This window comes from Pedobacter borealis DSM 19626, from assembly GCF_000708285.2.
Classification (GTDB): Bacteria; Bacteroidota; Bacteroidia; order Sphingobacteriales; family Sphingobacteriaceae; genus Pedobacter; species Pedobacter borealis.
The window spans coordinates 35,509-54,295 of record NZ_JAUG01000007.1 but is presented as its reverse complement, the minus strand read 5'-3'; the positions used below and the strand labels follow the sequence as shown (position 1 = coordinate 54,295).

Here is an 18,787-nt window from a genome sequence, read left to right as displayed (position 1 = left end):
GATTTGTAATCCGGACCGATTGTACTCAAGTTGGTCAGGATTTGTAATCCTGATCGGTTGTACCTCAGATTTGCAATCTAGTTTAAGGTAATTTTGAGTGGTTTTTTTAAGGATTAAAAATCCTTAGCTCAAAAGACGGGATTGCAAATCCCGACTAGCGGCGTTAGCCCAGATTTGTAATCCGGACTGATTGTGCCCCAGATTTGTAATCTGGTTTATAAATTTCTAATCATAAATAAACAACTTCCAACAGGCCTAAACCACCAGCATAGTTTACAGCCGAACTGTAGTTATAATGTTCTGCTTCCGAAACAATTCCCGACTCAATGGGATTATTATGAATGTAATCTAATTTTTGATCTTTAAATTCATTTGAGTATAAAACAATTGGATGGAAACCATCCTGCCAAAATTTATATTCTTTGTTTTTGATATTGATCCGGGCAGCAAATGAAAACTTATCTAAGAGCCATTCTCTACTTTCATTAATTTCTCCAATCGTTTTTATAATCTTTTTAGAGGTAAATTTTTTAAAATCCCTGATAATGTCCGAAAGTTTGTAATTTTCTTCAGCGCTAACAATCATATGTAAGTGGCTTGGCATTAAACACCATGCATAAATAATTAATCCCTTTTCAGATTGACAGTATTTTAAACTTTCAATAATAACATCTGCAAGTTCTTTACGTGTAAAGGCATCAATCCATCCAACTACTGTTGTAGTAATGAAATAAAGATCATTCTGATCTGTTACAGCGTATTTGAAAGCCATAATTCATGAGTTTTTAACAAATAATATAAGGATTAAAAATCCTTAGTTCTAAAGAAGTTGGTCCGGATTTGTAATTCCGGATCTTTGTACCTCGGATTTATAATCCGATTTAAGCTTAAGCGTTGTTTTTTTGTTAAGGATTAAAAATCCTTAGCTCAAAAGTCGGGATTACAAATCCCGACTAACGATTCCTTTTATACTACCCTTTTAACAAATACTTTTTAAACCCTTCAAAATCCACTCCTAACTGATCAGCATGTTTTGGTTTACTTTCTAAAGTTTTTACCTGTTCAGGGATTTCGATTTTAGCCGCAACATCTGCAGGGAAAATATCAGGGAACTTACAAGCATGTGCAGTAGATAAGAAAACTGCGGCACTTTGGTCTGCGGGATTTTCGTTCCTGTATTTTTCAACGGCTAAATAGGCAATCGCAGTATGCGGACAAGCCACATAGTTTAACTTGCTGTCAATTTCTTTGATCCCTTCTAATGTTTCATCATCAGTAAAACGATAAGAGGTAACCACCTTTTTGATGGCTTCTACATCCTGATTAAAAAGATCCATAATGCGTACCCAATTGCTTGGTGCCCCTACATCCATCGCGTTCGAGTAGGTTTGTGTAGATGGTTTCGTTTCATATACGCCACTCTCTAAAAAGCGCGGAACGGTATCATTAACATTGGTAGCTGCTATAAATTGTTTAACAGGTAATCCTAATTTATAGGCCAGTAAACCTGCTCCAATATTTCCGAAATTTCCACTTGGTACAGAAAACACCACGTCTTTAAAACCTTGCTTTTTCAGTTGGGCATAAGTATTGAAATAATAAAATGTTTGCGGAATTAATCGCGAAATATTAATCGAATTGGCAGAAGTCAATCTAAATTTAGCATTCAACTCATCATCTGCAAAAGCTTGTTTAACCAAAGCCTGGCAGTCATCAAAAGTACCTTTAACTTCAACGGCCCTAATGTTTTCGCCGTTGGTGGTTAACTGCAGTTCCTGTATCGGGCTCACTTTCCCCTCCGGGTAAAGAATAGTTACTCTGGTGTTCGGCACACCCAAGAAACCCAAAGCCACTGCGCCACCGGTATCGCCAGAAGTAGCAACCAGAACATCTAAAAGTTGTTCGCCGTCTTTTAAGAAATAAGCCATCACACGACTCATAAAACGGGCGCCAAAATCTTTAAAGGCCAAAGATGGACCGTGGAACAATTCGAGCACAAAGGTTTTGTCATCTAATTTAACGGCAGGAGCTTCAAAATTAATAGCATCATCAATTAAAGCTTTTAAATCATCTGAAGGGATCTCATCTTTTAATAAAGTTGAAGCTACCTTGTAAGCAATTTCAGGCAGAGAATATTTTTCTATATTCTGGATGAATTCGGGGTCAAGCTGTGGGATTTCAACAGGCATATATAAGCCTTTATCCTGCGGCATGCTGTTAAAAACAGCTTCTTTGAAAGAAACACGTAAATCTTTATTGTTGGTTGAGTATAGTTTCATTTTGAGGTATAGGGTTTAGGGGTGTAAGGTTTAGGGTTATGGCGCCGAGTACAACCCTACGCCCTACGCTTTCTACCTTAGGCCTTATTTACATCACTCTCGGTCCTTCCGCGTTAACCGGAGATACAAAAGCTTTGCTGTTAATATTTATTTTATGTAAATGTTGCTGTTGCGATTTTGTTATTTTTCTAGCTGTTTCTTCATCTTGAGTCAATGCGAAAACAGATGGACCCGAACCTGAAATTCCGAAGCCGATTGCCCCATTTTCCATCGCCAGTTTTCTCATTTCTTCAAAACCAGGTATCAAGATCGAACGTGTTGGTTCTACCAGAACGTCTTTCATGCTCCTTCCAATTAAATCAAAATCATTCATGAACAATCCACTCACTAAACCTGCAACATTTCCCCACTGGGTAACCGCATCTTTTAATGCGACTTTACTGCGGATCATTTGGCGTGCATCTTTGGTTGGTACATCTACCTCTGGATAAACAATTGCCGCATACATGCCGGCAGGCGTAGGTAAAGAAATCACATCAAGCGGTTCGTAACTTCTCACCAGTACAAAGCCGCCCAACAATGCAGGGGCAACGTTATCGGCATGGCCATAACCGCAGGCAAGTTCTTCGCCTTTCATGGCAAAAGGAACCAGCTCTTTAGTGGTTAATAAGTCGCCCATTAATTTGTTAATGGCAAATAAACCAGCTACTGTACTGGCCGAGCTTGAGCCCAATCCACTGCCAATAGGCATTTTCTTGTGCAGTTCAATTTCTACACCAACATCTAAACGGTTTATATGCTTTAAATAATGTTGAACACTGGCACTTACGGTATTTTTCGCTGCATCTAGAGGCAAACGGCCATCATCGCCAGTAATTCTTTTGATCACCACACCAGCTGTATCGGTAAATCGCATTTCAACTTCATCACCAGGTTCGTTTACAGCGAAACCCAGTACATCGAAACCACAAACTACGTTTGCAACGGTTGCCGGAGCGAAAACTTTTATACTATTTTTCATTATTAATTGGCTTAGCTATTTGTTAAGCGTTATTTGGTTTAAATGATATTTCAAATGCACTAAGTAATCATCGATAAAAAAAGAAAGGGTGTGCATTTCTATTTTCCCTTTTCCTGTGTCGCAGGTATTTTGAAGCTTTTCCTCTGGAATATTTTCAATTACCCGGCTAATCTGATAGTTTAATAACTTCCAAAGCATTATAACTTCCGCAATGGCTGCCCCCTGGTAGTTTTGGTAGTTTACCCATTCATCCTGATGATAAATAATTTTAACCCCTTGTTCGTATTGTCCAACAACCAAACGACGGATGTTATTAACTGCACTATCTACCAAATGCCCCAACAGTTCCTTTTTAGACCATTTTAAAAGCTGCGGTTTATTATTCCAGGCCTCATCCGGAATATTTTTGAAATCGATCATCGCCTGATTAACCAGCTGAAGGATCTCGTTCTTTTTGTCTAAAACCGAATTCATCTTGCTACTTATTTAAAGTACCTACGTTAATGATATCCGCAAAAACTCCGGCAGCGGTAACTTCTGCACCTGCACCAGGGCCTTTTACTACCAACGGGCGGGTTTTGTAACGATCGGTTGTAAAAGAGATAATATTATCACTTCCCGATAGCATATAAAAAGGATGACTGTCGTCAACCATTTGCAGGCTGATTTCTACATTTCCATTTTCAAGCTTACCGATGTAACGCAAAACTTTTCCATCGTTGGCTGCGGTATTTTTTAAATTTTCGAAGTAAGCTGCATTCGCCTGTAATTCAGAATAGAAATCTTCAACCGATGTAGCATTTAAGCATGCTTCTGGCAAAATGTTGTCGATTTTTACATCACTGGCTTCTAATGGATAACCAGCATCACGGGCTAGGATCAGCATTTTACGCATAAAATCTTTTCCATTTAAGTCGTCGCGAGGATCTGGTTCAGTATAACCCAGTTCTTGCGCTTCCTTTACAGTTTCGTAAAAACCGGCATCACCTTTAAAATTATTGAAGATGTAAGAAATGGTTCCTGATAAAATCGCTTCAATCCGCGCTACCTTATCACCGCTCATCATCAGCTCGCGCAGTGTACGGATGATTGGCAGGCCTGCACCAACATTGGTTTCATAATAAAAATCTACACCAAATTTGCGGGCGGTATCTTTAAATGATTTATACTGGGCAAAATCTGCCGAATTTCCTTTTTTATTGCAGGTTACTACCGAAATGCTGCTTTCGAATATGCCCTGATAAAATTCTATTGGCGATTCTGCAGCGGTGTTATCTACAAAAACGCAGTTTGGTAAGTTTAGCGCTTTCATTTTGGCAACAAAACCCGCTAAATCTGCCTGTTCACCATTTGTATTCAGTTCTGTCTCCCAATTTTCTAAAGACAGACCGTCAGTATTGAAAATCATTTTGCGTGTATTGCTGATACCCGTTATCTTAACCTGTAGATCGTTATTCGCCGCTAAGAAAGGCATCTGTTCTTTCAGTTGGTTAAACATGGTTTTGCCAATGTTTCCTGTGCCCAGGCAGAAAACATTCAGTGTTCTTTTCAGGTCGGTAAAGAAAGCGTCGTGCACTGCATTTACTGCTTTCGATAAATCGTCTTTGCTGATGATTACCGAAATGTTGTATTCTGAAGATCCCTGAGCAATAGCCCTTACATTGATACCGTTGCGGCCTAAAGCGCTGAACAAACGTCCGCTCATACCTGGTGTACGTTTCATATTTTCGCCAACAATGGCCAAAACTGAAAGGTTATTTTCAACTTCTGGCAGCTCTAGTTTTTTAGCATCTAACTCCAGTTCAAACTCTTTTTTGATTAAAGAGATCGCCTGTGAAGCATCTGTTGGTTTAACAGCGAAGGTAATGCTATGTTCTGATGAAGACTGGGTAATCAATACTACATTGATCTGTTCGCGCGAAAGCAGCGAGAATAATCGTCCGCTAAAACCTGCCTTGCCCACCATACCACTACCAGTTAGGTTAATAATGCTGATATGATCGATAGAGGAAATTCCTTTTATGGGTAAACTCGATGCTTTAACATCGCTTTTGATATAAGTTCCTGCGAAATCAGGTTCGAAAGTGTTTTTGATCACAATCGGAATCTTTTTCATAAAAGCAGGGATCATTGTTGGTGGATAGATCACTTTCGCCCCAAAATAACTCAGTTCCATGGCTTCGGTGTAGCTTAACTCCGGTAACGAGAAAGCCTTTTTCACAATGCGTGGGTCAGCAGTCATCATACCGTTTACGTCCGTCCATATCTCTATTTCTTCGGCATTTAAAGCTGCACCCCATACTGCTGCGGTATAATCAGAGCCACCACGGCCTAAAGTTGTTACCCTGCCTGCTGCATTGCTTGCTATAAACCCAGTAACAAAAAGTACTTTGCCTTTATTTTCCTGGTAAAAATTGTTGATCAGCATTTCAGTCAATTCGGTATCTACTTTCGCTTGACCGAAGTTGCTGTCGGTTTTAATCAGGTCAGAACCGTTAACATAAAGCGTATCGCCAAAATTTTGAGAAGCAATGTGGCTGATCATAAAAGTAGAGCAGCGTTCGCCGTAACTTAAAATCTGATCTTTGGTCTGCAAGCTCAGTTCGCGCAGATTGGCCACAGCCTGTAACAGATCTTCCAATTCGTTAAAAAAGATCTTTAAACGTGTAAACACAGGGTTTTGTGCAGCCGCAGGTAAAAGCGAGCGGATTACAGCAAAGTGTTTTGCTTCGATTTCTTTTAAATGGGCGTCGTAATCTTCTCCACGCTCGGCCATTTCGGCCATATCGGTAAGTAAATTGGTTACACCACTCATTGCCGATAATACAACTACCGGGCTGTTCTTCTGTTTTTCTTCGCCAACCAGGCGTAAGAGGGTTTTAATGTTCTCGGCCGAACCTACGGATGTGCCGCCGAATTTGAGTACTTTCATTAGTTTATATTGGTTTTAACTGTTTGATGCTGAGCAAATTATTTCATCGTTTGTATTGTTGCTTGTGCAGGTTTCATTCAGCATGGGTTAAAAAAAAAGCGTCCCGATTTTCATCGGGACGCTTTCTGTGTTTTATGTTTTTTCAATTTACAACAAATTAGCCCCGCTGGTTTATACCGGTGGTAATAATAATCGTTGTAATAATCGAAGTGTTAAAATTCATCTTGTCTTTGTGTACTTTGTACACCGTAAAGTAGGAGATTATTTTTTTAAAATGCAAATGTTTTTTAATTTTTATTTCGAAATTTCTATTAAAACGTTTACACAGATGAAATAGCCGCATTATTCCCCTCCTTTGGAGGGGTGCCCGGAGGGCGGGGTGGTTAAAATCCACTATGGCATTTCTCCCACTCAGATTTTTCCTATAATTAAAGGTATACAACCGTTGGCTTTATTGGAAAAGATACTGTAGCAATACTCCCGCTACCACAGCCCTGCTAACCGCTTTAGTCCCGATGGTAGTGCAGTTTTGTTGTTGGTGAGATCGGGAGCTGCCGCTTTTATCAGGTTTAGTCAAATTCGGGTTGTGGTACTATTTAAGTGGGTTACCTTTCCAGCGTCTAATTCCCCTCCTCTGGAGCTATCGTGTGGACACATCTTTTGGTTTGGGTTTTTATGCGTTTTGCTAACCAACTTTAATAAAGCAAAGGTTTTACAGAAGATCGCCGTCAATCCCAAGTGGCGGAGAAATCAAAAAAACAGTTGCACAAAAGAAAAGACATTTGTGCCTTCTTAAGGGATCAAGGCCAGTTAATAGCAGTAAAGATGCTGATCCCGAACATTCGGGACAGCATGACGATCGCCTTAGGCATAAGGAACTAAAAACAAATTAGATTAAAAAGATGTGTCCGCACGATAGCTCCTCTGGCGGGGTATCAATATTTAATCATTTAACAATACATCATTGATTTTCAAAACCTTACCTATTAAAAGTTTAAACCAGCTAAAACCATTTAACAGATTGTACTTAGTGTAATTTTTTAATTTTTTTTACCTTGTAAAAATGAATGTAAATATCTGTAAATAAAATGTTTACATAATAGTGTATTTGCTACAATATGTAAAAAATTACGCTTCAAAACTAGTTTTTGTGGAAGATAAGTATTTACCTTTGCTGTACTAACTAACTTATTGTTATGAGCAAAAAGAAACTGCAAACGCCAGATTTAAGCTATTTAAATCTAGGTGGAAACATTGCTGTAAAGTACCAATTATCTCCAACGGAATTAATTGATGATGCCTTATTAAATAAAGAAGGTACGCTGGCTGCTTCAGGAGCGCTGGCGGTTGATACCGGAAAGTTTACCGGACGTTCTCCTAAAGACCGTTTTATTGTATGCGACGAAGTAACCGAAGATCAGGTTTGGTGGGGCGATGTAAACATTAAAATTTCTCCGGAGAAATTCGATCAGCTGTTTTATAAGCTAACAAATTACCTTGAAGATAAGAAAATTTATGTCCGCGATTCTTCAGCCTGTGCCAACCCGGATTACGATATATCCATTCGGGTAATTACAGAAACTGCTTATCAGAATCTTTTTGCTCATCATTTGTTTATCCGCCCTGAAGAGGATCGTTTGGGGACCACGCCAGAGTGGACCATCATTGCTGCGCCAGGTTTTTTGGCCGATCCGGCTATTGACGGAACCAGACAGGAAAACTTCTCCATCATCAACTTTACCAGGAAAATGATTTTGATCGGGGGAACTGGCTATACCGGCGAAATTAAAAAAGGAATTTTTTCTGTTTTAAACTTTATCCTGCCAGTATATAAGAACACGCTATCCATGCACTGTTCGGCCAATGTGGGTAAAAATGGCGATACCGCTATATTCTTCGGCTTGTCAGGGACGGGAAAAACCACCTTGTCTGCCGATCCCGAAAGAGGATTGATAGGTGATGATGAACATGGTTGGGGTAAAGCTTCTATATTTAACTTCGAAGGCGGTTGCTATGCAAAATGTGTTGATTTAACCGAAGAAAAAGAGCCTCAGATCTTTAAGGCGATCAAATTTGGCTCCTTGCTAGAGAATGTTAATTTTTTTCCAGGTACAAAGGAGGTTGATTATAGCAATATCTGTAAAACGGAAAATACCCGCGTGGCTTATCCAATAGATTATATTGACAATGCGATTTTACCATCAATAGCGGCTGTTCCGAAAAATATCTTTTTCTTAACTGCAGATGCGTTTGGCGTATTGCCTCCAATTTCAAAATTGAATGTAGAACAGGCCATGTTCCACTTTATGAGCGGATATACAGCCAAGGTTGCAGGAACAGAAACAGGGGTGACAGAACCTCAGTTAACGTTTTCGGCTTGCTTTGGTAAAGCCTTCTTACCATTGCACCCATCTAGATATGCCGCACTATTGGGCGAGAAGATGGAAAAACACCAGGTAAACGTATGGTTAGTAAATACGGGTTGGAGCGGTGGAGCTTACGGCGTAGGTAAAAGGATGAAATTAAGTTATACCAGAGCGATGATTACGGCAGCGTTAAATGGAGACTTAGATCATAATAAATATAAGCAACATCATGTATTTAAATTGATGATGCCGTTAAATTGTCCTGGGGTGCCGGACGAAATTTTAGACCCCTCTAAAACATGGAGCAATCAGGAAGAATACTTTTTGAAAGCCTACGAACTGTCGGATGCCTTTAAAGAGAATTTCAAGCAGTTCGAACTGACAAAAGTACCAAAAAGCAGACACGAAGCGTTAAAATTATGTTAAATGCACTTTAAAATGCATTTTTTGAGCGAAAAATTTGCAATTCGATTTTTTTTTAGTTTTTATTGTGAAAGAATTGCCTCGGCTGGGGCAATTTTTTTGTTATACACCCTTGGTGATTTACCGAAACTAAATTCTAAGTAACGATTTAATTGCTTATTGATTTATTAATTTGTAATTTAAAATCAATTTATAAATTTGTTTTTCGCAACAATTTCGGATATGAAACGTTGAGTGTAGTACAAAAGAAAAAAACAGCTAAAAATTAAAAACAAGAACTAAAACTAAAATTTCAAAAAAAATGGCAAACGCACCAAAACCAACAACTGTTAAAAAAGAGAGCTCTTCTAGTGCTTCAAATGTATTTGCAACATTCGTTATTCCAATTTGTATTATCATTGGATTCTGTGTTTGGAGATTCGTATTCGGAGAAGGAAGTAACTTTATCGATGGTGACAGAGAAAAATTACCATTAGCTGGTAACTATCTTGGAACAGCTTACAAAGGAGGTCCTATCGTAGCGATCTTAGTTGGATTACTATTAGTAGTAATTGTATTCTCTATCGAACGTTTCATCGTTATTGGTAAAGCAAGTGGAAAATCTAGCTTAGACACTTTCATTCGCAAAGTACAAGGTTTATTAAGCGCAGGTAACATCGAAGCAGCAAAAGCTGAGTGTGATAAACAAGAAGGTTCAGTTGCTAACGTAATTAAATCTGGCTTGAAAAAATACAGTGAAGTTGAAGCAGATACCAATATGGATGTTGAGCAATCAATCGTTGCAATCCAAAAAGAGGTTGAAGAAGCTACAGCTTTAGAGATGCCAATGTTAGAGCAAAACTTAACTGTAATTGCAACTTTGGTATCAATTGGTACATTAGTAGGTTTATTGGGTACAGTAACAGGTATGATCCGTGCATTCGCCGGTTTAGCAAACTCTGGTGCACCAGATCAGTCAGCATTAGCGGTAGGTATCTCTGAGGCATTGATCAATACTGCAACAGGTATCTTGGTTTCTACTGTGGCAATTATCATGTATAACGTATTAACTTCTAAAATCGACAAGTTAACTTACGCTATCGATGAGGCTGGTTTCAGCATCGTTCAAACATACGCTAGTTCGCATAAATAAGAATTTTGAAAAAATTTTTACCGGCTTTATGGAAAACCGGAAAAAAGATCATCATTATTAAAACTAGTAAAAAATATTATGCCTAGAATTAAAGTTAAAAGAACAAGTACAGTAACAGATATGACCGCCATGTGTGATGTGGCATCATTGTTACTTACTTTCTTCATCTTAACTGCTACAGCAAGGCAACCAGAACCACTAGCCGTTTCTACACCTTCATCTACATATGAGTTTAAGGTACCGGTAGAAAACAATGCGATATTAACCATTGGGCAGGGTAAAGTTTTCTTCGAAGTAGCAGGGGTCAAAGTAAGAGCGAAAACATTAGCGCTAATGGGCGAACAGTACAAAATATCGTTCACTCCAGTAGAAATACAACGCTTTTCAGCGATAGGAAGTTTCGGCGTTCCGATCCAGAGTTTAAAATCTCTTATTGCCTTGAATGGGGCTGATCGTATGAAACCAGGGATACAAACTGGTATACCTTCAGATTCCACTGACAATCAGTTAAATGCATGGGTATTAAATGCCCGTAAAGCAACTAAAGAGATTAATAATCAGGATATGCGTATCAGTATTAAAGGTGATGCAAAAGAAGAATATCCGGTAGTTAAAAAGATTATTGATGTACTTCAGAAACAAAGTGTAAACAAGTTTTTATTGGTTACCAACTCTGAAGCTAAAAAGAAATAAGAAATGGCAGAATTAAACACAGGCGGGAAGAAAGCCACCCCAAGGGTTGATATGACTCCGATGGTGGATCTAATGTTTCTTTTGGTAACATTCTTTATCTTAACAACAGTAATCTCTACGCCGCAAGCGATGGATATTGCAAAGCCAGATAAAAACGAAAAGTTACCTGAGAACAGATTGGAGCTGAAAGCAAGTAAAACAATGACTATTTTGTTGGGTAAAAGCAATAAGGTAGCATGGTACATGGGAGTAGCTGGCGAAAGCGCACCAACTATAGAATCTGGTTCACAAATCGAAGATGCTATTGTTAAAAATAGAAAAGCAGCTGATGCCTCAGGCGTTGCTGGAGACTTTGTTGTACTGGTAAAACCAACATCAGGTTCTACATTCCAAAACTTTGTAGATATGATGGATGAGCTGGAAATTCTTAAAGTTAAGGTTCGTCAGATCGATGATGATAACATCCTTGACAATGAGAAACAGTTCATGAAAGAAAAAGGAATTTTATAATCAGTAAAACCAATAGTTATGTCGAAGTTAGATATATTCAGAAAAGAATGGCTTGAAGTGGTTTTTGCAGATAAAAACAAAACCTACGGTGCGTATCAATTGCGTAAAAGCAATGGTGCCAACACCTCAAGAGCATTAATTATCGGCTCTATTATATTTATTGTGTTATTTTTCTCTCCTAAAATCTATAGCCTGATTAAAGGCTCAATGGATCATGAAGATGAGCAATTAAAAGCACAAGAAGTAATTTTAGCGCCACCAGCACCAGTAGATCCTAAAACACCACCTCCACCACCGGTAGAGCCACCGCCACCGAAAGTTGATCAGGTGAAAATGCCACCTCCAATTGTAAAACCAGATATTGAGGTTCATGATGAACCACCTACGGTTGAAAAGTTGAAGGAAGCAGATCCAGGTCAAAGAGATATCAAAGGTGATCCAACAGCAGAAATTAACATTGCTGAACCAGTAGGTGAAGGACCAAAAAAAGAAGCTGCTGTTGCAGTTGATGATAATAAGGTTTATGACTTTGTTAGTATCGAGAAACAACCAGAATACCCAGGTGGTATTGCTAAATTCTATAAGTACTTAGGAGGAGCAATTAAATACCCACCAATGGCACAAGAAAACAACGTTCAAGGTAAAGTATTTTTATCTTTCGTTGTTGAAAAAGATGGTAAATTAACAGATATCCAGGTTACCCGCGGTTTGGGTAGTGGAACTGATGAAGAAGCCATCCGTGTATTGAAAGCTAGTCCACGTTGGAACCCAGGTATCCAAAATGGTAAGCCGGTAAGGGTAAAATACAACATCAACGTTAACTTTACATTGAACTAATAGTAGATGTTAAATTTTGATATTTTTAAGCAAAAATCGCCTAAACAGCGGTTTTTGCTCATTTTAGGCCTTGTCATGTTCGTTTTTTATGTGGTATTGGGCTTTGCATTTATATTTTACGAACCAATTGCCCTGCGCTTAAGCACTATTCCACAATGGGGCCGCATTGCAATCGGTATATTCTTAATTATTTATGCATTTGTAAGACTTTTAAGCCTTGGAAGGCGCGACTAATCAGCTCAATGAAAAATTTCTTTTTAATATTTTGTGTATTAGCTTTACTTGTATCCTGCAAACGTAAAAATAAGGCCGATGCAGTTAAAGAAACCAGAACAAGTGGTACCTTAAAAATATTGGTTGATGAAAGTGTTGGACCGATTGTTCAGGATCAGATCGATATTTTTAGTTTGGATTATCCCGATGCAAAATTTCAGACAACAGTAAAACCTGAAGAAAAATTATTGCCTGCCTTTCTTAACGATAGTGTAAGGGTAATTGTTTTGCCAAGGTTATTAACCAAGGCAGAAGAAAAATATTATAACCAGCGTAATATTAAAATAAACACCTCACGATTTGCTGTAGATGGTATTGCTTTAATTACAAATCACGGCAATATCGACAGTACAATTAACGTTAAAGAGGTGATTGATATATTACAAGGGAAGAAATCAGATAAAAAATTGGTCTTTGATAACGCTTATTCAAGTACCTTCCAATATTTTAAAGAGTTGGCCCATATCAGCCAATTTCCAGCTACAGGTGTTTACTCTAAAAATTCTAGCAAAGAAGTAATTAAACTTATTGCAGAAGATAAAAATTTTATTGGTATTTTAGGCGTGAATTGGATCACGGACAAGGATACAGAGATGAGCGAATACCTTTCTCAGATAAAAGTGCTGGGCGTAAAGAATGTAAAAGGCAAGGTAGGAGACGATCAGTTCTATAAACCAACTCAAGATAACTTAATTAACGGTGTTTATCCTTTCTTAAGAAATATAAATATTATAGATTGCGAAGGAAGAGATGGTTTAGGCACAGGATTTGCAACATGGTTAAGAAGTCAGAGGGGACAATTGATTGTGCTTAAATCTGGACTTGGCCCGCATAAATTAATGCCAAGACAAATTAACCTGACAAAAGGAAATTAAATTAAAATTATAAATTGAACCACGAAGTAAATCTAAAGAGACACTTCATTTTTATTAAATAAAAAAACAGAATATCCGATGAAAATTTTAAAGAAAGCAATAACCTTAAATGTAGGTTTGGTGTTGATGGGTTCTGCAGTTTTTGCTCAAGATTTAAATGACGCGAAAAAAGCCATCGACGCGGAACAGTATCAGAAAGCATCATCAATGCTGAAATCTTTGGTGAGCTCAAAAGCATCAGATGGTAATAACTATTACAATCTTGGTTTGGTTTATTTGAAAACCGGTTACATCGACTCTGCTAGAGCCGTATTTACCAAAGGTGTTACCGCTGATCCAAAAAACAACTTAAACTTAATTGGTTTAGGCGAAGCAGATATGTTATCTAATAACCCAAGTTCTGCTAAAACTAACTTCGACAAGGCTGTAGCTTTGGCGCCAAAAGATTACAAGACTTATTTGTATATCGGTAAAGCGTATTTAGCTCAGGATAAACCTAGTGATGATGTATCTAAACCTGATTTCACTAACGCTTTGGCTAACATTACCAAAGCTGATGAATTAGATGCTAAAGATAAAGATGCAGAGGTTTTCTTGGCACAAGGTGATGCCTATGCGTTACAGAAAAAAAATTCAGAGGCATTAGGTCCATATTTCCGTGTAAACGATATCGATCCTAATAATAGAAGAGCAAAAACTCAGATTGGTAAAATGTATAAGGAATCAAGAGCGTTTCCAGAGGCGGAGAAAGAATTGTTGGATGTAATAGCTGCCGATGCAAACTACGGCCCTGCTTACCGCGAGTTAGGTGAGTTGTATTTACAGTGGAGTAGCTTTGGTGTAGATAAGGAAAAAGCAACAAAAGGAATTGAGAACTATAAAAAATATCTTGATTTAACCGATAAATCTTTGGAATCCCAATTGCGTTATATGCAGTTTTTATATTATGCAAAAGATTTCCAAACTTTAGAACAAGTTGCTTCTTCAATTCAAGTTCCTGCTAATAATCCAAAAGCAAGTACTGTAGCTAGACTTAAAGGATGGGCAGCTTATGAGAATAAGAACTATCCTCAAGCTTTAACTTACATGACTGAATTTTTCGCAAAGGAAAAAAGTAAGGATAAAATTTTAGGGAACGATTACCTTTATTTAGGTAAATCTCAATTAAAAGCAGGTCAGGATAGTTTAGCTGTTGGTAATATTATCGAAGCGGCTAAAATTGATTCAAACAATGCTGATGCATTAGCAGAAGCGGGTTTAGCTTTAATGAAAGCAAAAAAATATGGTAAATCTGCAGAAATATATCAATTGGCGATTAAATACAATCCAAATGGTAAAGGTTCCTTAACCAACTATTACTATTTAGGTCATACTAGATTCTTAGAAGCTTATATGGCTCAAAAGGAGAAAAAACCAATTAACACTGCGGCTTTAGTAGAGGCTGATTCTGCATTAAGCCACTTGAATAAAGTATCACCAGAATTTGCGTTGGGTTACTTTGTAAGAGGAAGGATCGCAAATTTAGTTGACGACAAAACAAACCCTAAGGGAACCGGAGTGCCGTATTTCGAAAAGTATGTTAGTTTGGTAAAACCTGAAGAAACTGCTACTAATAAAACTAACTTGTCTGAATCTTACAATAACATAGGTGCTTGGTATGCAGATAAAGATAAAGCTAAAGCTATTGATGCTTTTACCAAAAGTTTAGCATTAGATCCTAATGATGCTTATGCTGCATCAAGATTGAAAGAATTACAAGCGCCTGCACCACCAAAAGGTAAAGGCAAATAATTCTAAAGTTAAATAATTTAGAAAAGGCAGAGTTAGTTACTCTGCCTTTTTTGCGTTTAATGTTTAGGTAAATTTGTATCCCGACAATAGCTTTGCAGTCTTATCTATTAGTTGGGTTATTAACCCAACTAATAGATGGTATTGATTCGCTTCTTTAGTTCTTCAATCTTTAAGTTCTTACGGCTAACCTTTTCTTCCAATTCTTCTATTCTTTTCTCCAGTTGAATTATTGTTTTTTTCATCAATTCCACTTCATTACTTGTATCCGCTTCTTCAAATGATGATAAAGGATTATTAAAAATTGCGGTTAATTTTGCTATGAGTTCCATTGATAACTTAATTTTTCCCGTTTCAATTCTTTGATATGTACTTTGATTAATTTCAAGTAAATTAGCTATGTACTCTTGACTTAAGCATTTTTCATCTCTGAATTTTCTAAGGTCCTGACCGCAAAATATCTGTTTCATTTCAGATCTTGTTAATTTCTTAGTATCCATAAATAAATCTAATTAAATCAATTTATTTTTTGACGCATAAATTAATGCTTGAGACGAATACTTCTATGCCAAAGAAATTGATGAGTAAGGAACTATTAATAATATATTTATGTATCTATTAATAAAATAAACATTAAGTATTATGAAAAAATTAACGTTAAAATCTACCTTTAGTAGAGGCGAAGTGTTAAGTAGAGCCCAGTTAAAAAAAGTACTAGGAGGAAGTGGTAGCTCAAGTTTGTGTTCTACAACTTGTAATTGTCCAACGGGAGAGAGTGTTTCAATAAGCATGGATTGTCCTGGTTGTACAGCTACTGCAGGAGTGGAAGTAGCATGTTCTAACAATGATTTTCCTGGTATCACTAGTAATACATGCCAAATAGAATGCTTAAAATATTATACACCACCTCAATAACGCGATATTTTCTTTGGTCAACTAGAGTTTTTTGCTTCGTGATAAGGGCAGAGTTTCCTTTCCCTGCCTTTATGTCTATTCTTTTTATTGAATAATATTGCAAAGTCACACCAGAAAAAAACAATTTCATGCGCAATATCGATTTGTCTCTTTAGTTCCTCAATCTTTAAGTTTTTACTGCTCACCTTTTCCTTCTATTACTTTCGCCATTTGAATTATTGTTTTATTCATCAATTCTAATTCATTGCTTGTGTCTGTTTCTGAAAATGATGGTAAAGAATTATTAAAAAACGCATTTAATTTTGTAGTGAGGTGTACTGATACCTTGATTTTGCTGTTTCAATTCTTTGATAGGTACTTTGATTAATTTCAGTAAATTAGCTATATACTCTTGGCTTAAGCATTGCTCATTTCTGTATTTTCGAAGGTCTTCACCGCATGATATTTGTTTTATTTCAGATCTTGATAATTTCCTAACATTCATAAATAAATCTAATTGTATCAATTACACTTTAACGCATAAATTAATGCAATTAACGAATAGTTCTATGCTGAAGAAATTGATCAAGAAGGAACTATTAATATTAGATTTATGTATCTATTAAAAAAATAAACATTAAGTATTATGAAAAAAATAGTTTTAAGGTCAACTTTTGACAAGGGAGAAGTATTAAGTAGAACGCAATTAAAAAAAGTAATGGGGGGAACAGGCAGTACAGATAATGCAGGAAATGTTACATGCACAGCTGTATGCGGACCAGAGTTTACTATAACCTGTAACGGTGATAAAAACTGTAGTGCTACGGATTATGTTGGTTGTAAATCCGATTTGGAGGAAAAATCATGCATTCTGGCATAATGATTTATTTTATTTGACCCTATCTAATTTGTTAATAATTGCTAAATTAAAAAACTAGGGTGTAAAAATAGATGCCTTGTCAATTAGATGACGTTTTTTATCTTAATTAAAGTTTTTTGCTTTGGTTCATGGCAGAGTTTGGTTACTCTGCCTTTTTCTTTTACTTTTGCATCATAAAATAAATAATATGCAAGCGCAGAGTTCGGCTATAGATTTTTTACCAATTATATTTCAAGTAATTGTTGCTTTAGGTTTTGTGGTCACCACATTGGTTGCTACCCACTTTTTAGGTCCAAAACGTAAAACAAGCGATAAATTAGAAACTTTTGAAGCCGGTATTAAATCAGTAGGTAATGCACGCCAGCCTTTCTCTATCAAATATTTCGTAGTAGCCATCTTATTTGTACTATTTGATGTAGAGGTTATCTTTATGTATCCCTGGGCGGTTAATTTCCGTACATTACGGATGGATGGAATGATCGAGATGTTCATTTTCATGGGTACATTATTGTTGGGCTTTATCTACGTAATCAAGAAAAAAGTCTTAGACTGGAACTAGTCAGCTGGCAGTTATCAGCTCACAATTGGCAGTTAATAGTTCATGGTTTAAAAACTGTAAACTGAAAATTACCAACTGCAAACCAAATGTGTATCACTTACACTAACTTATAGCTATTTTGGTTATTTAGAAAGGTTCTAAATCGAGTAAAGCTAGTTTGTTTGCCTTTAAAATATTGTAAATTTGTTGCTCATTCTGCAAAGGGATGAGCATTTTTTGTTTATAAACATGAGTGAAATTAATATAGTTGATGCGCCTCCAGGAATAGAAGGATCTGGCTTTTTCGCCACTTCTTTTGATAAAGTGATTGGTTTGGCCCGCTCAAATTCATTATGGCCTTTACCTTTCGCAACTTCTTGTTGTGGAATCGAGTTTATGGCAACCATGGGTTCTCACTACGATCTTGGTCGTTTCGGTGCCGAACGCCTAAGCTTTTCTCCTCGTCAGGCTGATGTTTTAATGGTTATGGGAACTATCGCTAAAAAGATGGCACCGGTATTAAAGCAGGTTTATATTCAAATGGCAGAGCCACGTTGGGTAATGGCTGTTGGTGCCTGCGCGAGTAGTGGTGGTATTTTTGATACTTATTCCGTATTGCAGGGTATTGATGAGGTTATTCCAGTGGATGTTTACGTTCCGGGTTGTCCGCCAAGACCTGAAGCTATTTTAGATGGTTTTCAGCGTATTCAGGATTTAGTGAAAAACGAGTCGGGCAGAAGAAGAAATTCTGATTATTACAAAGAACTTTTAGGTCAATACGGCATTAAATAATGGAAGAAACGACGCTAAATAATAATATTCTGGCAAAACTTAGCGATAAGTTTGGCGAAAAGGTAACTGGAGTTTCTGAGTCATATGGCTTATTAACTTTTGCAACCACCAAAGATGTTATCATCAATGTATTATCGTTCCTTAAAAACGATTTGAGTTTTAATTTCTTGACCGATATTACGGCGGTTCATTATCCGGGTAAAGATCATGGTATTGCAGTGGTTTACCATTTGCACAACATGGTGGAGAAAGTTAGGATTAGGATTAAGGTTTTCATTTCAGAACAAAATCCAACTATCCCTACAGCAACAACTGTTTGGAAAGGTGCCAACTGGATGGAACGCGAAACTTATGATTTCTTTGGAGTTAAGTTTGAAGGACATCCTGATCTACGCCGTATTTTAAATATGGACGACTTAGGTGTTTACCCGATGTTGAAACAATATCCATTGGAAGATCCGAACAGAGTAGATAAAAAAGACGAATTTTTTGGAAGGTAACCCCCTTACCCCCTAAAGGGGGAATTGGGTAGAAGATAAAGTTAAATATTTATA

At 37.2% G+C, this 18,787-nt stretch carries 18 protein-coding genes; 12 read left to right on the top strand and 6 right to left on the bottom strand.

Going from position 1 to position 18,787, the window contains the following annotated elements; all coding sequences use genetic code 11:
* Positions 1 to 229 precede the first annotated feature (229 nt).
* The 5 genes from AW17_RS03730 to thrA form a co-directional block, all read right to left on the bottom strand.
* Entirely contained in the window at positions 230 to 772 is a 543-nt protein-coding gene (locus AW17_RS03730; protein ID WP_029274779.1) for an REP-associated tyrosine transposase, read from the bottom strand.
* A 199-nt stretch (positions 773 to 971) separates the two neighbouring features.
* Positions 972 to 2,279 carry a threonine synthase gene (thrC, locus tag AW17_RS03725; RefSeq protein WP_029274778.1) on the bottom strand — a complete coding sequence of 436 codons (1,308 nt, stop codon included), beginning with the start codon at positions 2,277 to 2,279 and terminating at the stop codon, positions 972 to 974.
* A gap of 88 nt (positions 2,280 to 2,367) precedes the next feature.
* On the bottom strand, positions 2,368 to 3,300 hold the full coding sequence (locus tag AW17_RS03720; protein WP_029274777.1) for a homoserine kinase: 933 nt from the start codon (positions 3,298 to 3,300) through the stop codon (positions 2,368 to 2,370).
* 15 nt (positions 3,301 to 3,315) lie between these two features.
* Positions 3,316 to 3,774 carry a DinB family protein gene (locus tag AW17_RS03715; protein ID WP_029274776.1) on the bottom strand — a complete coding sequence of 153 codons (459 nt, stop codon included), beginning with the start codon at positions 3,772 to 3,774 and terminating at the stop codon, positions 3,316 to 3,318.
* A gap of 4 nt (positions 3,775 to 3,778) precedes the next feature.
* Positions 3,779 to 6,232, bottom strand: a complete 2,454-nt coding sequence (thrA, locus tag AW17_RS03710; protein ID WP_029274775.1) for a bifunctional aspartate kinase/homoserine dehydrogenase I — start codon at positions 6,230 to 6,232, stop codon at positions 3,779 to 3,781.
* A gap of 1,196 nt (positions 6,233 to 7,428) precedes the next feature.
* On the opposite strand from thrA, the gene pckA reads away from it, so the two are divergent.
* The 8 genes from pckA to AW17_RS03665 all read left to right on the top strand — a co-directional run bounded on the left by pckA (position 7,429) and on the right by AW17_RS03665 (position 15,132).
* Complete coding sequence (pckA, locus tag AW17_RS03700; protein ID WP_051691616.1) at positions 7,429 to 9,024, top strand: phosphoenolpyruvate carboxykinase (ATP); 1,596 nt, start codon at positions 7,429 to 7,431, stop codon at positions 9,022 to 9,024.
* A gap of 298 nt (positions 9,025 to 9,322) precedes the next feature.
* Complete coding sequence (locus AW17_RS03695) at positions 9,323 to 10,153, top strand: MotA/TolQ/ExbB proton channel family protein (protein WP_029274772.1); 831 nt, start codon at positions 9,323 to 9,325, stop codon at positions 10,151 to 10,153.
* A 78-nt stretch (positions 10,154 to 10,231) separates the two neighbouring features.
* The gene (locus AW17_RS03690; RefSeq protein WP_029274771.1) at positions 10,232 to 10,846 is read left to right on the top strand and encodes a biopolymer transporter ExbD; all 615 of its coding nucleotides are present in this window, start codon (positions 10,232 to 10,234) and stop codon (positions 10,844 to 10,846) included.
* A 3-nt stretch (positions 10,847 to 10,849) separates the two neighbouring features.
* Entirely contained in the window at positions 10,850 to 11,356 is a 507-nt protein-coding gene (locus tag AW17_RS03685; RefSeq protein WP_029274770.1) for an ExbD/TolR family protein, read from the top strand.
* An 18-nt stretch (positions 11,357 to 11,374) separates the two neighbouring features.
* Positions 11,375 to 12,193 carry an energy transducer TonB gene (locus AW17_RS03680; RefSeq protein ID WP_029274768.1) on the top strand — a complete coding sequence of 273 codons (819 nt, stop codon included), beginning with the start codon at positions 11,375 to 11,377 and terminating at the stop codon, positions 12,191 to 12,193.
* Positions 12,194 to 12,199: 6 nt separating this feature from the next.
* Positions 12,200 to 12,427 carry a hypothetical protein gene (locus AW17_RS03675; protein WP_029274767.1) on the top strand — a complete coding sequence of 76 codons (228 nt, stop codon included), beginning with the start codon at positions 12,200 to 12,202 and terminating at the stop codon, positions 12,425 to 12,427.
* Between the two features lie 8 nt (positions 12,428 to 12,435).
* A complete protein-coding gene (locus AW17_RS03670) occupies positions 12,436 to 13,341 on the top strand; it encodes a PstS family phosphate ABC transporter substrate-binding protein (protein ID WP_029274766.1) in 906 nt (301 codons plus the stop codon).
* Between the two features lie 78 nt (positions 13,342 to 13,419).
* Entirely contained in the window at positions 13,420 to 15,132 is a 1,713-nt protein-coding gene (locus AW17_RS03665) for a tetratricopeptide repeat protein (RefSeq protein ID WP_029274765.1), read from the top strand.
* A gap of 128 nt (positions 15,133 to 15,260) precedes the next feature.
* Here AW17_RS03665 and AW17_RS03660 read toward each other — a convergent pair whose 3' ends face one another.
* A complete protein-coding gene (locus tag AW17_RS03660; protein WP_029274764.1) occupies positions 15,261 to 15,629 on the bottom strand; it encodes a helix-turn-helix transcriptional regulator in 369 nt (122 codons plus the stop codon).
* A 1,040-nt stretch (positions 15,630 to 16,669) separates the two neighbouring features.
* Between AW17_RS03660 and AW17_RS03645 the strand changes: the two genes are divergently transcribed.
* The 4 genes from AW17_RS03645 (at position 16,670) to AW17_RS03630 (ending at position 18,733) form a co-directional block, all read left to right on the top strand.
* Positions 16,670 to 16,903, top strand: a complete 234-nt coding sequence (locus AW17_RS03645) for a hypothetical protein (protein ID WP_029274759.1) — start codon at positions 16,670 to 16,672, stop codon at positions 16,901 to 16,903.
* 187 nt (positions 16,904 to 17,090) lie between these two features.
* Positions 17,091 to 17,462, top strand: a complete 372-nt coding sequence (locus AW17_RS03640; protein WP_029274758.1) for an NADH-quinone oxidoreductase subunit A — start codon at positions 17,091 to 17,093, stop codon at positions 17,460 to 17,462.
* 228 nt (positions 17,463 to 17,690) lie between these two features.
* The gene (locus AW17_RS03635) at positions 17,691 to 18,233 is read left to right on the top strand and encodes an NADH-quinone oxidoreductase subunit B (protein ID WP_029274757.1); all 543 of its coding nucleotides are present in this window, start codon (positions 17,691 to 17,693) and stop codon (positions 18,231 to 18,233) included.
* Entirely contained in the window at positions 18,233 to 18,733 is a 501-nt protein-coding gene (locus AW17_RS03630; protein WP_029274756.1) for an NADH-quinone oxidoreductase subunit C, read from the top strand. Before AW17_RS03635 ends, AW17_RS03630 begins: the two co-directional genes overlap by 1 nt.
* Positions 18,734 to 18,787 lie beyond the last annotated feature (54 nt).

Coding starts and splice junctions, on each gene's coding strand:
- AW17_RS03680 (WP_029274768.1), top strand. CDS start 11,375: ATGTCGAAGTTAGATATATTCAGAAAAGAATGGCTTGAAGTGGTTTTT.
- AW17_RS03675 (WP_029274767.1), top strand. CDS start 12,200: ATGTTAAATTTTGATATTTTTAAGCAAAAATCGCCTAAACAGCGGTTT.
- AW17_RS03670 (WP_029274766.1), top strand. CDS start 12,436: ATGAAAAATTTCTTTTTAATATTTTGTGTATTAGCTTTACTTGTATCC.
- AW17_RS03730 (WP_029274779.1), bottom strand. CDS start 772: ATGGCTTTCAAATACGCTGTAACAGATCAGAATGATCTTTATTTCATT.
- AW17_RS03695 (WP_029274772.1), top strand. CDS start 9,323: ATGGCAAACGCACCAAAACCAACAACTGTTAAAAAAGAGAGCTCTTCT.
- AW17_RS03720 (WP_029274777.1), bottom strand. CDS start 3,300: ATGAAAAATAGTATAAAAGTTTTCGCTCCGGCAACCGTTGCAAACGTA.
- AW17_RS03640 (WP_029274758.1), top strand. CDS start 17,091: ATGCAAGCGCAGAGTTCGGCTATAGATTTTTTACCAATTATATTTCAA.
- AW17_RS03715 (WP_029274776.1), bottom strand. CDS start 3,774: ATGAATTCGGTTTTAGACAAAAAGAACGAGATCCTTCAGCTGGTTAAT.
- AW17_RS03630 (WP_029274756.1), top strand. CDS start 18,233: ATGGAAGAAACGACGCTAAATAATAATATTCTGGCAAAACTTAGCGAT.
- thrC (WP_029274778.1), bottom strand. CDS start 2,279: ATGAAACTATACTCAACCAACAATAAAGATTTACGTGTTTCTTTCAAA.
- AW17_RS03685 (WP_029274770.1), top strand. CDS start 10,850: ATGGCAGAATTAAACACAGGCGGGAAGAAAGCCACCCCAAGGGTTGAT.
- pckA (WP_051691616.1), top strand. CDS start 7,429: ATGAGCAAAAAGAAACTGCAAACGCCAGATTTAAGCTATTTAAATCTA.
- AW17_RS03660 (WP_029274764.1), bottom strand. CDS start 15,629: ATGGATACTAAGAAATTAACAAGATCTGAAATGAAACAGATATTTTGC.
- AW17_RS03690 (WP_029274771.1), top strand. CDS start 10,232: ATGCCTAGAATTAAAGTTAAAAGAACAAGTACAGTAACAGATATGACC.
- AW17_RS03635 (WP_029274757.1), top strand. CDS start 17,691: ATGAGTGAAATTAATATAGTTGATGCGCCTCCAGGAATAGAAGGATCT.
- thrA (WP_029274775.1), bottom strand. CDS start 6,232: ATGAAAGTACTCAAATTCGGCGGCACATCCGTAGGTTCGGCCGAGAAC.
- AW17_RS03665 (WP_029274765.1), top strand. CDS start 13,420: ATGAAAATTTTAAAGAAAGCAATAACCTTAAATGTAGGTTTGGTGTTG.
- AW17_RS03645 (WP_029274759.1), top strand. CDS start 16,670: ATGAAAAAAATAGTTTTAAGGTCAACTTTTGACAAGGGAGAAGTATTA.